Origin of the sequence: Cellulosimicrobium sp. 4261, assembly GCF_040546915.1 — a bacterium.
In the GTDB taxonomy this organism is placed as follows: Bacteria; Actinomycetota; Actinomycetes; order Actinomycetales; family Cellulomonadaceae; genus Cellulosimicrobium; species Cellulosimicrobium cinnabarinum.
In genome coordinates this window covers 302,488-315,577 of record NZ_JBEPOQ010000005.1, presented here as the reverse complement: position 1 = coordinate 315,577, position 13,090 = coordinate 302,488, and the positions used below count along the sequence as shown (strand labels likewise).

The following is a 13,090-nucleotide window of genomic DNA, read 5'->3' as shown; positions in this document are numbered from 1 at the left end:
CCCCGGACGAGCCGTCCCCCCTGCTCGTCTAGGGTGGACGCATGGCTGATCTGCGCGTCGCGCTGGCACAGGTCGACACGTGCGTGGGGGACCTCGACGGCAACGCCGCCCTGGTCCTCGAGCGCACCCGGGAGGCCGCGGCCGCGGGCGCGCAGCTCGTCGCCTTCCCGGAGATGACCCTCACCGGCTACCCCATCGAGGACCTCGCGCTGCGGGCGTCGTTCCGGCGCGCGGCGTGGGACGCCGCAGCGGACATCGCGGCCCGGCTCGACGCCGAAGGGCTGGGCTCCGTCACCGTCGTGCTCGGCACCGTGGGCACCTCGGGCGCGCCGCGCGGTGCGGGCGCCGCGGAGCGCGAGGCCTCCGGGTCCCCGGCCGACCTCCCGACCAACCGCGCCGTCGTGCTGCGCGACGGCGTCGTGCAGGCCGCGTACGACAAGCACCACCTGCCCAACTACGGCGTGTTCGACGAGTTCCGCATCTTCGCGCCCGGCGAGACGACGACGGTCGTCGAGGTCGAGGGGCGCCGCGTCGGCATCGCGATCTGCGAGGACATCTGGCAGGACGGCGGCCCCGTCGCGGAGATGGCGACGCTCGACGAGGCGGGGAACGGGCTCGACCTGCTGCTCGTGCTCAACGGCTCCCCGTACGAGGAGGGCAAGGGGCACGTCCGCACGGACCTCGCCGCGCGCCGCGCGCACGAGGTGAGCGCCCCGGTCGCGTACGTGAACCTCGTGGGCGGCCAGGACGACCTCGTGTTCGACGGCGGCTCGTTCGTCACCGACGCCGCGGGCACGGTGGTGGCCTCGTCGCCGCAGTTCGTGGAGGACCTGCTCGTCTGGGAGCTCCCCGCCGACGGCGCCCCGCGCGGGCCGCGCGCCCCCGAGCTGCACCCGGACGAGGAGGTGTACCGGGCCTGCGTCACGGGCCTCGCGGGCTACGTGCGCAAGAACGGCTTCCGCTCGGTCGTGCTCGGCGTCTCGGGCGGCATCGACTCGGCGCTCACCGCCGCCGTCGCCGCGGACGCGATCGGGGGCGAGAACGTCGTCGGCGTCTCGATGCCGTCGCGGTACTCGTCGGACCACAGCAAGGACGACGCGGCCGACCTCGCGAAGCGGCTCGGCGCGGACTACCGCGTCCAGCCCATCGCACCGATGGTCGAGGCGTTCCAGGGCGAGCTCGCACTGGAAGGCGTCGCGGAGGAGAACCTCCAGGCGCGCGTGCGCGGCGTGATCCTCATGGCGATCTCCAACCGCGAGGGCCACCTCGTCATCGCGCCCGGCAACAAGTCCGAGCTCGCGACCGGGTACGCCACGATCTACGACGCCGGCAGCATCGGCGGGTTCGCGCCGCTCAAGGACGTCGACAAGTCGCGCGTGTGGCAGCTCGCGCGCTGGCGCAACAACGCCGCGCTCGACCGCGGCGAGATCCCGCCCATCCCGGAGTCGTCGATCACCAAGCCGCCGTCGGCGGAGCTGCGCCCCGGCCAGACCGACCAGGACTCGCTGCCGCCCTACGACCTGCTCGACGAGGTCCTCGACGCCTACATCGAGCACGCCGAGGGACGCGCCGAGCTCCTCGCCCGCGGGTTCGACCCCGAGGTCGTCGACAAGGTCGTGACGCTCGTCGACCGCGCCGAGTGGAAGCGCCGCCAGTACCCCCCGGGCCCCAAGGTCACGGCGCTCGCGTTCGGCCGCGACCGCCGTCTGCCGATCACGAACCGCTGGCGCGAGCCGCTCGCCTGACGACGGCGGCACCCCGCGCGTCGTCCGCCCCCTCCCGCACCCAGGAAAGGCCGTCATGTCTGCTCACACCGCCCCCGAGCCCGCCGCGACCGGCGGCACGGGACCGCGCCGCGTCCGCGTGCACCACCTCGCCGAGGCCAAGGAGCGTGGCGAGAAGATCACCATGCTCACCGCCTACGACGCGGTGACCGCGCGCATCTTCGACGACGCGGGGATCGACATGCTGCTCGTCGGCGACTCGATCGGCAACACGATGCACGGGCACGCGTCGACCCTGCCCGTCACGGTCGACGACCTCGTCCCGCCGGCCCGGGCCGTCGCCCGCGCCGCGCGCCGCGCCTTCACCGTCGTGGACCTGCCGTTCGGGTCGTACGAGGCGGGCCCGGAGCAGGCGCTCGCGACCGGCGTCCGGTTCCTCAAGGAGACGGGCGTGAGCGCGGTCAAGCTCGAGGGCGGCCGACGCGTCGCGGCGCAGATCCGTGCGCTCACGGACGCGGGCATCCCCGTCGTCGGGCACCTCGGCTTCACGCCGCAGTCCGAGAACCTGCTCGGCGGCCCGCGCGTCCAGGGGCGGGGCGACGACGCCGCGGAGCGTCTCAGCGAGGACGCGCTCGCCGTGGCCGAGGCGGGCGCCGTCGCGGTCGTGCTCGAGATGGTGCCGGTCGAGGTCGCCGCGCGCGTCACCGAGATCCTGCGCATCCCCACCATCGGCATCGGCGCGGGCGCGGCGTGCGACGGCCAGGTGCTCGTGTGGACCGACATGGCCGGGATGACGGACTGGTCGCCCCGGTTCGCCAAGCGCTACGCCGAGATCGGCGCCGCGCTCGGCCAGGCGGCGGCCGACTACGCCGCCGACGTGCGCGGCGGGACCTTCCCCGACGACGCGCACAGCTTCGCCCGCTGACCTCTCGGTGCGGGCGCTGGGTCACCCCGCGCCCGCACCACCGTCGGTGACCCACGCGGCGAGGCCGCTCGCGACGGCGTCCGCGTAGCGCTGGCGCCCCTCCTCCGACTCCATGACCGCGGCCTCGTCCGGGTTGCGCATCTCCCCCAGCTCGAGCATCACCGCCGGACGCTCGGCGTGGTTGAGCGTCGCCAGGTCGGCGCGCCGCTGGACGGGACCGTCGTCGGCCGCGACCGACGACGACGGCGCGAACCCGGCCGCCGTCAGCGCGGCCACGAGCTCGTGCGCGAGCGCGACGCTCGGCTCGCCCTGCGCCTCGTCCACGGGCGGGTCGGACACGATCGCGAAGAACCCGTGCGCGCGGCGGTCCTCCGTGCCGTTGGCGTGGAGCGAGACGAGCACGTCCGCGCCGTTCTCCTGCGGGAACCGGCCGCGCGCGTCGACGCACGGGCCCACGCCCGCGTCGTCGGGACGCGTGAGCACGACGACGGCGCCCAGCTCGATCAGGCGTGCCGCGAGCCGCCCGGCCACGTCCCACGTGAACGCGTGCTCCGGGTAGCCGGAGTCCGTGGACGTCCCCACGGTGTTGCAGGCCTTGGTGTCGCCCCGACCGTCCGGCACGGGCGCGTTGACGACGAGCGGGTTCGCCCCGTTGCCGCCGTTGTGCCCCGGGTCGACGGCGACCGTCACGCCCGCGAGCGGGGGCGAGGGTGCCGCCTCCGTGACGGTCGGCCCGGGTGACGCCGTCGACGGCGCAAGCTCGGGCGCGGCCGGCAGGGCCCCGCCCGAGGGGGTGACCGTCGTCGGTCCGGCGCCCGACACCGCGCGCACCTGCAGCGCGACGAGGAACGTCAGCGCGCCCACCGCCAGCCCCGCGAGGAGGAGGCCCAGACGACCCGACCACACCCGACGCGGGCCGGGCGGCGGGGCGTGGGTCACTCCTCGCGCTCGCGGCGGTCTTCCTCGTCCCAGGCGTCGGTGCGCTCGCGCGCCGTCTCCAGGGCCTTCTCGGCGGCCTCGCGCGTCGGGTACGGACCCATGCGGTGCGACCACGACGCGCTCGGGCCGCGGTGCACCTCGCCGGTGCGCGTGTCGAAGTAGTACCCGTCCGCGGCCGCGGGCTCGCCGTCGTCGCTGAAGCGTGATCCGGTGCTCATGGTCCGATCCTCCCCCATACGGCCCCACCCGGCCGCCCACGGCGCCCGCGCGTTCGTAGACTGGCGGCCATGAGCACCGCCCCCGTCCCGCCCGACGCCGCCGCTCCCCCACGCCCCGGGCGCCGTGGCCCCCTGACGCCGGGCGTCGTGGGGCCGCAGCGGCAGGTCCCGACGACGATCGAGCGGCCCGAGTACGTGGGCCGACCGGGGCCGCGGCCCTTCGACGGGAGCGAGGTCAACGACCCCGCGACCGTCGACCGCATCCGGGTCGCGTCCCGCGTCGCGGCGCAGGCGCTCGCCGAGGTCGGGCGCCACGTCGTCCCCGGCGTCACGACGGACGACCTCGACCGCGTGGGGCACGAGTTCCTCCTCGACCACGGCGCCTACCCGTCCACGCTCGGCTACCGCGGGTTCCCCAAGTCGCTGTGCACCTCGCTCAACGAGGTCGTGTGCCACGGCATCCCGGACTCCACGGAGCTCGTCGAGGGCGACATCGTCAACGTCGACATCACCGCCTACGTGGGCGGCGTGCACGGCGACACGAACGCCACCTTCACCGTCGGCGAGGTGGACCCGGAGTCGGCGCTGCTCGTCGAGCGCACGCGCGAGGCGCTCGCCCGCGGCATCAAGGCCGTGGCGCCCGGCCGCCAGATCAACGTCGTCGGTCGCGTCATCGAGCGCTACGCCGCCCGCTTCGGGTACGGGGTCGTGCGCGAGTACACGGGCCACGGCGTCGGGCGCGCGTTCCACTCGGGGCTCGTCGTGCCGCACTACGACGCGGCCCCGGACCACGCGACGGTGATCGAGCCCGGGATGGTCTTCACCATCGAGCCCATGCTCACCCTCGGCACGTCCGAGTGGCGGATGTGGGACGACGGGTGGACGGTAGTCACCGCGGACGCCTCGCGGACCGCACAGTTCGAGCACACGCTGCTGGTGACCGACGACGGAGCGGAGATCCTCACACTGCCATGAACGCCCACCAGGACTCGCACGCCGCACCCCCTGCGGACCGCGCACGCCCCCGTACCGCCTTCGGCATCGACGTCGGCGGCAGCGGTATCAAGGGCGCTCCCGTCGACCTCGCCACCGGCGAGTTCGCGCAGGACCGGCACCGCATCCCCACCCCTCAGCCGTCGACGCCCCAGGCCGTCGCGGAGGTGATCGCCGAGCTCGTGGGCGCCTACGACCTCCCGCAGGACGTCCCGATCGGCGTCGCGTTCCCCGCCCCGCTCCAGCACGGCGTGGTCCGCTTCATCGCGAACCTCGACAAGTCGTGGACGGGCGTCGACCTCCCGGCCCTCGTCGCGCGGGAGACCGGGCGACACGTCGTCGCCGTCAACGACGCCGACGCCGCGGGCGTGGGCGAGGTGCGCTACGGCGCCGCGCGCGACGCGGACGGCGTCGTGCTCGTCGCGACGCTCGGCACCGGCATCGGCAGCGCGCTCCTCGTCGAGGGCCACCTGCTCCCCAACACCGAGCTGGGGCACCTCGAGATCGACGGGTACGACGCCGAGACGCGGGCCTCCGACGCCGCGCGCGACCGGGAGGACCTCGACTGGGCGCAGTGGGCCGAGCGGCTGCAGCGCTACTTCGGCGTCGTCGAGGACCTGTTCTCGCCCGACCTCATCGTCGTGGGCGGCGGCGTGAGCAAGAAGCACGAGCACTTCCTGCCGCTGCTGCACCTGCGGGCGCCGATCGTGCCCGCCCAGCTGCGCAACGCGGCCGGGATCGTCGGCGCCGCGTCGCTCGCTGCCGACGCCGTCTGACGGTCGTGCGCGCGGCGCGCCCCGGTCCCCCGGGGCCGGGCGCGCCGGTGCCGTCAGGCCGGGCTGGCCTCGTGGTGCTCGGTGCCGAAGATCTCGATGACACCGAGCATCTCGAGGACGTCGGTGACGACCGTCGGCGGGTTGCGCAGCGTCACGGACAGCCCCTCCTCGGAGCCGATCGTGTAGAACTGCACGAGGAACGCGATGCCCGTCGAGTCCATGAACGTCACCTTGGACGTGTCGATGACCACGGGCACGTCGCGTTCGAGCGCGTTGGCGAGCGCGGCGCTCGCCTCGCTGCGCAGGGCGACGTCGATCTCACCCCACATGTCCACGACGCTCGCGTCGCGCTCCTCGAGCAGCCGGATGCCGCCCGTCCCTGCTCCGGTGTCGCTGCGTTCGAGCTCTTGTACCAACACTGCCCCGCCCTTCGTCCTGCCTCGCCCACCCCGACGAGTGCCGCGCCTCCTGCCCGACGCCCCGACCTGTCGGGCCCCTGCTCTCGTACGTCGTCGGGCGACAGCAGGACTCCGGCGTGGTCGGTCGTCGCCAGAGTACCCCACGGATAGCGGCGGCTGGTAGGCCTCTGGCGAAGACTTTACCCAGACCCCCGTGAGCGGCCATTCCCCCGGGCGATGGTTGAGGATTCATTCAACAACTGGACGGCTGTCCAGACGACGACGGCCGCCACGGACCCGGTCTCGGGTCGACGTGACGGCCGTCGTGGCGGGTGCCGGACGTCAGCCGGTGTTCTGCAGACCGGCCGCGACCCCGTTGACGGTGAGCAGCAGCAGGTGCTGGAGCTCGTCCTTCACGGGGCCCTCCGCGCCGGAGCGCAGGCCGCGCAGCGCACGGACCTGGAGCAGCGAGAGCGCGTCGACGTACGGGCTGCGGAGCTGGACCGCGCGGCCCAGCACGCGCCTACCGGCGAGCGGCCACGCGTTCTCCGTCACCGCGAGGACCTGCTCGCGCGTGAGCCGCAGCTCGTCGAGGATCGCCTGCGCGAGGTCGTCGCGGTCCCCGAGCGCGAGGTAGCGCTCCGCGATGCGCTCGTCCGTCTTGGCGAGCGACATCTCGACGTTGTCCAGCAGCGTCGCGAAGAGCGGCCACTCGCGGTGCGCCTCGCGCAGCAGCTCGAGGTCGCCGAACTCGCGCAGCGCCGTGCCGAGCCCGTACCAGCCCGCGAGGTTGATGCGCGCCTGCGACCAGGAGAAGACCCACGGGATCGCGCGCAGGTCGTCGAGCGACGAGACCGACAGCCCGCGACGAGCCGGACGGGAGCCGATCGGCAGGAGGCCGACCTCCTCCAGCGGGGTCACCTGCGAGAACCACTGCGGGAACCCGTCCGCGCGCACCAGCTCGTGGAACCGGCGGCGCGACGACTCGTCGAGCGCGGCTGCGAGGTCACGGTAGCGCTCGGTCGCCTCGGCGTTGCGCTTCTCGGTCGACGGCGCCGACGCGAGCAGCGTCGCCGCGGCGACCTGCTCGATGTGGCGCGACGCGATCGTCGGGTCGCCGTAGCGCGCGAGGATGACCTCGCCCTGCTCGGTGAGCTTGAACCGGCCGTCGACCGAGCCCGGGGGCTGGGCGAGCACGGCACGGTTCGCCGGGCCGCCGCCGCGGCCGAGGGCCCCGCCACGGCCGTGGAACAGCGTGAGCGTGATGTCGTGGCGCTCGGCCCACTGCGCGATGCGGCTCTGCGCGTCGTGCAGGGCGAGCGTCGCGGAGACCGGGCCGACGTCCTTCGACGAGTCCGAGTAGCCGAGCATGACCTCGACGCGACGCCCGTTCTCCGCGAGCCGACGCTGCACCTGCGGCAGCGTGAGCATGGACTCGAGGATGTCGACGCTCGCCCGCAGGTCGGCGAAGGTCTCGAACAGCGGGATCGCGTCGACCACGGGCGCCTCGTCGGAGCCCTCGAACGCGAGCTCCGCGAGCTCGTACACCGCCGCCAGGTGCTCCGGCTTCTGCGTGAACGACACGATGTAGCGACGGGCGGCACGGATGCCGTAGCGCTGCTGGACCGCGCCGAGCGCGCGGAACGTGTCGAGCACCTCGCGCGTGCGGTCGGAGAGGTCGCCGTGCAGGCCCTTCTCCGCGATCTCGGCGAGCGCCCCCTCGTGGACCTGGGAGTGCTGGCGCACCTCGAGCTCCGCGAGGTGGAAGCCGAACGTCTCGACCTGCCACACGAGCTGCTGCAGGTCCCCGTACGCCGCGCGGGGCGCGCCCGCTGCGACGAGGGACTCCTGGACGACGCGCAGGTCGGACTCGAGCTGCTCGGCGTTCGGGTAGGCGAGGTCGGCGTTGCGCGCCCGCGTCGCGGCGATGCGGTCCGCGACGACGAGCAGCACCGCGCGGTGCGGCTCGCGCGGCGACGCCTCCGACGCGGCGACGGTGACCGCCTCCGAGAGCCGGCGCTGGCGCTCCCACAGGGCGCGCAGGCCGTCCGACGGCGGCGTGCCGTCCTGGTCGAGCGTGAGCTTGCGCCCGACGGCGCGCGCCTGCTGCTCGAGCGCGGCGAGCGCGTGGTCGGCCGCGATCGCCGCGGCCTGGCGCGTCACGTCGGCGGTGACGTTCGGGTTGCCGTCGCGGTCGCCGCCGATCCACGTGCCCAGGCTGACGAACGGCCGCACGAGCGGCTCCTCGCGCCCCGCCTCGTCACCCAGCAGCCAGTCGTCCAGGCGGCGGTAGACGGTGGGGAACGTGTCGAACATCGTCGCGTCGAACACGCCGAGCGCCGTCTTCACCTCGTCGAGGACCGACGGCTTGTGCTCGCGGATGGGGGCGGTGCGCCACATCGTGTCGATCTCGGCGAGGAGACGACGCTCGTTCTCCGCGAGCGACGTGCCGCCGAGGCGCTGCGCGTCCCGCTCGTCGAGGAGCGTCGCGATGCGCCGCACCGCGCCGGAGACCGCACGACGGCGCGCCTCCGTGGGGTGCGCGGTGAGCACGGGGCGGAACTCGAGGCGACGCAGACGTCGCAGCGCCTCCTCGCGCCCGACCTCGCCGACGAGCTGCTCGAACGCCTCGGGCAGCGAGTCGTCGGGCGTCGTCGCGCGCGTCGCGAACTCCGCCTCGCGCTCCCGCAGGACGCGCACGCGGTGGTACTCCTCGGCGAGGTTCGCGAGGTGGAAGTAGCACGTGAAGGCCCGCGCGACCTGCTCGGCGCGCGCCATGGACAGGCCCTCGACGAGCGCCTCGGCCTCGGCGAGCACCGCGCCCGACCGGTCGTCGTACGCACGGATCGAGAGCTCGCGGAGGCGCTCGACGTCGTCGAGCAGGTCCTGGCCGCCCGTCTCGCGCAGCACGGTGCCGAGCAGGCCGCCGAGCAGGCGGACGTCGTCGCGCAGCGGGCCCGGGACGTCGTGGCGCGCGAGGCCGCGCCCGGCGTGCCCGGTGTCGTCGGGGAGGCCGGAGACGTCGGCGGAGACCCGGTCGGGGCCGTCGGCAGCACCCGGGGACGGGGACAGTTCCGAAGGGGAGAGGTCGTTCACGGTGACGAGAGTATTCCTTGACCGTCAGGGGACGTCGAGACGTCCGAGGGGTGATCGCTGGTCGAGCGCGGGTCGGCCGGTGGTCGTGAGGCGCGACCTCGGCGAACCGCCTGGGGTCAGCGGCGCGCGCCGACCCGTACCGCGTCGAACGGCGCGTTCGACGCCACGCGGTCCTCGATGGAGGCGGTGACGACGTCCTTGGCGACGCGCGCGGCGTCGAGCACCGAGGCGCCCTTCGCGAGCTCCGCGGTGATCGCGGCGGCGAACGTGCAGCCGGCCCCGCTCACGCGCTCCTCGCCGATCTTCGGGTTGCGCAGCACGTGCACCTCATCACCGTCGACCAGGACGTCGACCGCGTCGGGACCGGGCAGCTCGACGCCGCCCTTCGCGACGACGGCGCGCGGGCCGAGGGCCTGGACCTTGCGCGCCGCCTCGACGAGCTCCTCGACCGTCTCGATCGACTCGACGCCCGCGAGCGTGCGCGTCTCGAAGAGGTTGGGCGTGACGACCGTCGCGAGCGGGAGCACCTGCGCGCGCAACGCCGTGTCGGTGTCGAGGGCGGCGCCGGGCTCCTGGCCCTTGCAGATGAGCACCGGGTCGAGCACGACGTGCTCCCACGTGCGCGAGCGCAGCGACTCGGCGACGACGTCGATCGTCGCGGGCGTCCCGAGCATGCCGATCTTCACGACCGACGGCTCGTGCGTGACCGTCGCCGCCTCGAACTGGTCGGCGATCACCTGCGGGTCCACGGGGACGAAGCGGTGACCCCAGTCGTTCTTCGGGTCGAACGAGACGATGCACGTGAGCGTCCCGACGCCGTAGGCGCCGAGCTCCTGGAACGTCTTCAGGTCGGCCTGGATGCCGGCGCCGCCGGTGGCCTCGGAGCCGGCGATGACGTAGGCGAGCGGAGGCGTGTGCGAGTCGTGGTGCGACATGGTGCTCCTCGGCACGAGTAGGACGGGGTCCGTCCTCCCGGTGGTGCCGGGAGAGGCGGACGGACGAGCCGGCGGACCGGCGTCTCCGCGGCGGGTGCGGCACGACAGCCTAACGCCGCACCGTGGCTCGCACGCCGTCCCGCCGTCCCGCGGCCGGCGACGGCCGAGGCAAGCCCGTCACGGTCCGCCTCGACGAGCAGACCCTGACCGCGGCCCGGGAGCGCGCCGAGCAAGAAGGTCTGGCGAACGAGTCGGAGGCGATCCGCGCCGCCGTCCGCGCCTGGGCCCACGTCGCGTGGGCTCCACGAGTCCGCACGGAAGCACGACACGCGGGACCGACCCGCTGGAGAAGACCCCCAGCCGTCTCGTGGCCCTCGTGCGACCGAGGGCAACCCTCCTGCGACGCCGCAGGTCGGGCGGTGGGATGCGGACGAGCCGGTCTGTACGCCGGGTTCTGTTCCCGCGCGAGGTCACCCTCGCGCGGGCGACGGTCATCCATCTAGGCCCTGCGTTACCGCAGGGCTCGAGCGGTCTACCCAGGAGCTCGGGCGGGCAGCCCTCTGACGCTCCCTGTCTGACCTTGCTCCAGGTGGGGTTTACCGAGCCGGACCGGTCACCCGGTCCGCTGGTGGTCTCTTACACCACCGTTTCACCCTTACCGCACCGGTCGGGGCCGGAGCCCTTCCCGACGCGGCGGTCTGTTCTCTGTGGCACTGTCCCGCGGGTCACCCCGGGTGGGCGTTACCCACCACCTTGCCCTTCGGAGCCCGGACGTTCCTCGGCGGGAGGCACGAGGCCTCCCGACGCGACCGTCCGACCGACTCGTCCGCGCCAGCAAGGCTACCGCTCCCGGGCGGCTCGGCGGACCAGCGACCGGCCCGCCGGCGGGTGATGGCCCGTAGGATGTCCCGCCCCCCTCGAAGACTGCTCCCGGAGGTCTGTCGTGCCCGCCACCGCCGTACCGTCCGCCCCCGACGCACCGAGCGCCGCACCCGCCGACGACACGTCGGGCGAGCTCGCCCGGGAGCAGGAGTTCCTGGCCGACGCCCGCACGCAGCTCGCCCGCATGCGCGAGCTGGCCGGGTCGCTCGACGCCCTCGCCGGGGACCGGGTCAGCGCTGAGCATCTCGAGGCCGCGCTCGCCCGTCGGCTCGCCCAGCTCGCCGACGACCCCGAGGTCCCGCTCTTCTTCGGCCGCATCGACCTCGACGGGACCGACCACGAGCCCGCCGAGGTCTTCCACATCGGGCGCCGCCACGTCTCCGACCCCGAGGGCGACCCGCTCGTCGTCGACTGGCGCGCCCCGGTGAGCACGCCCTTCTACCGCGCCACCCGCACCGAGCCGATGGGGGTCGCCGTCCGCCGCCGCTACGGCTTCCAGCGGGGCGCTCTCACCGGCTTCGAGGACGAGACGCTCACCGCCCCGGGTCCCGGTGCCGAGCCCTCCGCGATCCTCGAGGCCGAGATCGAGCGTCCCCGTACCGGGCCGATGCGCGACATCGTCGCCACCATCCAGCCCGAGCAGGACGTCATCGTGCGCAGCGGTCTCGACCGGACCGTCGTCGTGCAGGGCGCGCCCGGCACCGGCAAGACCGCCGTCGGGCTGCACCGCGCCGCATACCTGCTGTACTCCCACCGGGAGCGGGTGAGCCGCGCCGGGATGATCGTCGTCGGGCCCAACGCGAGCTTCCTGCGGTACATCCGCGACGTGCTGCCCGCGCTCGGCGAGGTCGACGCGACCCAGACCACCGTCGAGGAGATCGTCACGGCGCACGGCCGCCTGCGCGGCACGGAGTCCGCAGAGGTCGCGCGGCTCAAGGGCGACGGGCGCCTGGCCGAGGTGCTCCGACGCGCCGTGTGGTCGCACCTCGTCGAGCCGTCCGAGGCGCTCGTGCTGCCGCGCGGCGCGCGCCGCTGGCGCGTCGCCGCGCACGAGGCACGCGAGTGCGTGGCGCAGGTGGTCGGCCGGGAGCCGCGCTTCGACGCCGGTCGCGACCACCTGCGGCACGCGCTCGCGCACCGGATCCTCGTGCAGATCGAGGAGTCCGGGGAGGCCCTCGACGAGCGAGCCTGGGACGCGCTCGCGCGCACGCGCCCGGTCCGGGACTACACCGCCGCGGTGTGGCCGAAGGTCACGCCGACGGCGCTGCTGCACCGGCTCCTCGTCGACCCCGCGTTCCTCGCCGCGAGCGCCGACGGCGTCCTCACCGCCGCCGAGCAGGAGCTGCTGCGCCCGGCCCGACCTTCCCGGACGCCGGGCACGGCCCGCTGGACGCTGGCCGACCTCGTCCTGCTCGACGAGGTCGCGGACCTGCTGGCCCGCGGCGCGTCGGTGGCGCACGTCGTGGTGGACGAGGCGCAGGACCTGTCGCCGATGATGCTGCGCGCTCTCGGGCGCCGGGCGCGCACCGGCTCGCTGACGGTGCTGGGCGACCTGGCCCAGGCGACGACGCCGTGGGGCGTCTCCTCGTGGACCGACGCGCTGACGCACCTCGGCAAGCCCGACGGCCATGTGGAGCAGCTCACCGCGGGCTTCCGCGTCCCCGGCGACGTCATCGAGTACGCGGCCCGACTGCTCCCCTCGATCGCGCCGGACCTCGACCCGCCGGTCGCCGTCCGCCGGGCGCGGGGCGAGCTCGTCCTCACCACGGGGCCGCTCGTGGAGCTGGTCCGCGCGGCGCTCGACCGGGAGGGGTCGGTCGGGCTCATCGTGCCCGACGCCGGCACGGACGTCGCACGCACGGCGCTCACCGCGGCGGGCCTCGCCTTCGCGGTCGTCGGCGAGGCGACGGACGACGCGGGCACGGTCGAGTTCGACGCGCGCCTCGACCTCGTGCCCGCGTCGCTCGCGAAGGGGCTGGAGTTCGACCACGTCGTGCTGGACGACCCGGAGGGCGTGGTCCGGGGCGAGCCCGACCGGGTCACGGGCCTGCGGCGGCTGTACGTCTGCCTGACCCGCGCGGTGACGTCCCTCGCCGTCCGCCACCGGGACGACCTGCCCGCCGAGCTCCGCCGTCCGTGACGGGCGCCCCGGCGCGTGGACGGACGGGCCGGGACCGTCGTGTCGGATCTCCTCGGTAGGGTGC

10 protein-coding genes, 1 other RNA gene and 1 pseudogene are annotated in these 13,090 nt (G+C 74.5%); 6 read left to right on the top strand and 6 right to left on the bottom strand.

What is annotated here, in order from left to right:
- The first annotated feature begins 41 nt into the window (after nucleotides 1-41).
- Nucleotides 42-1,745, top strand: a complete 1,704-nt coding sequence (locus ABIE39_RS09445; protein ID WP_175008409.1) for an NAD+ synthase — start codon at nucleotides 42-44, stop codon at nucleotides 1,743-1,745.
- Nucleotides 1,746-1,800: 55 nt separating this feature from the next.
- On the top strand, nucleotides 1,801-2,649 hold the full coding sequence (panB, locus tag ABIE39_RS09440) for a 3-methyl-2-oxobutanoate hydroxymethyltransferase (protein WP_108048363.1): 849 nt from the start codon (nucleotides 1,801-1,803) through the stop codon (nucleotides 2,647-2,649).
- Between the two features lie 21 nt (nucleotides 2,650-2,670).
- Here the strand turns inward: panB and ABIE39_RS09435 are convergent, their stop codons facing one another.
- Together ABIE39_RS09435 and ABIE39_RS09430 are read right to left on the bottom strand one after the other, a co-directional pair.
- A complete protein-coding gene (locus ABIE39_RS09435; RefSeq protein ID WP_354051481.1) occupies nucleotides 2,671-3,588 on the bottom strand; it encodes an N-acetylmuramoyl-L-alanine amidase in 918 nt (305 codons plus the stop codon).
- A complete protein-coding gene (locus ABIE39_RS09430; protein WP_108048367.1) occupies nucleotides 3,585-3,806 on the bottom strand; it encodes a hypothetical protein in 222 nt (73 codons plus the stop codon). The genes ABIE39_RS09435 and ABIE39_RS09430 overlap by 4 nt, the downstream gene beginning before the upstream one ends.
- Nucleotides 3,807-3,875: 69 nt before the next feature.
- Between ABIE39_RS09430 and map the strand changes: the two genes are divergently transcribed.
- Entirely contained in the window at nucleotides 3,876-4,781 is a 906-nt protein-coding gene (gene map / locus ABIE39_RS09425) for a type I methionyl aminopeptidase (protein ID WP_354051479.1), read from the top strand.
- Nucleotides 4,778-5,575, top strand: coding sequence for a polyphosphate--glucose phosphotransferase (ppgK, locus tag ABIE39_RS09420; protein ID WP_108048370.1), 798 nt, complete (start codon nucleotides 4,778-4,780; stop codon nucleotides 5,573-5,575). The genes map and ppgK overlap by 4 nt, the downstream gene beginning before the upstream one ends.
- Nucleotides 5,576-5,628: 53 nt before the next feature.
- On the opposite strand, the gene ABIE39_RS09415 is transcribed toward ppgK, so the two are convergent.
- From ABIE39_RS09415 to thiD, 3 genes are all read right to left on the bottom strand, one after another.
- Entirely contained in the window at nucleotides 5,629-5,994 is a 366-nt protein-coding gene (locus ABIE39_RS09415) for an STAS domain-containing protein (RefSeq protein ID WP_255437088.1), read from the bottom strand.
- Nucleotides 5,995-6,315: 321 nt separating this feature from the next.
- Nucleotides 6,316-8,925: a phosphoenolpyruvate carboxylase gene (locus tag ABIE39_RS09410; protein WP_034653917.1), complete on the bottom strand. Its 2,610-nt coding sequence runs from the start codon at nucleotides 8,923-8,925 to the stop codon at nucleotides 6,316-6,318.
- A 260-nt stretch (nucleotides 8,926-9,185) separates the two neighbouring features.
- The gene (gene thiD, locus ABIE39_RS09405; RefSeq protein WP_354051476.1) at nucleotides 9,186-10,004 is read right to left on the bottom strand and encodes a bifunctional hydroxymethylpyrimidine kinase/phosphomethylpyrimidine kinase; all 819 of its coding nucleotides are present in this window, start codon (nucleotides 10,002-10,004) and stop codon (nucleotides 9,186-9,188) included.
- A gap of 122 nt (nucleotides 10,005-10,126) precedes the next feature.
- On the opposite strand from thiD, the pseudogene ABIE39_RS09400 reads away from it, so the two are divergent.
- Nucleotides 10,127-10,276 (top strand): annotated as a pseudogene (locus ABIE39_RS09400) (ribbon-helix-helix domain-containing protein); the annotation flags it as partial.
- A gap of 155 nt (nucleotides 10,277-10,431) precedes the next feature.
- Here ABIE39_RS09400 and rnpB read toward each other — a convergent pair.
- Nucleotides 10,432-10,829: RNase P RNA component class A (rnpB, locus tag ABIE39_RS09395), an RNA gene on the bottom strand.
- A gap of 118 nt (nucleotides 10,830-10,947) precedes the next feature.
- Between rnpB and ABIE39_RS09390 the strand changes: the two genes are divergently transcribed.
- Entirely contained in the window at nucleotides 10,948-13,026 is a 2,079-nt protein-coding gene (locus ABIE39_RS09390; RefSeq protein ID WP_175008406.1) for a helicase domain-containing protein, read from the top strand.
- The last annotated feature ends 64 nt before the right edge of the window (nucleotides 13,027-13,090 follow it).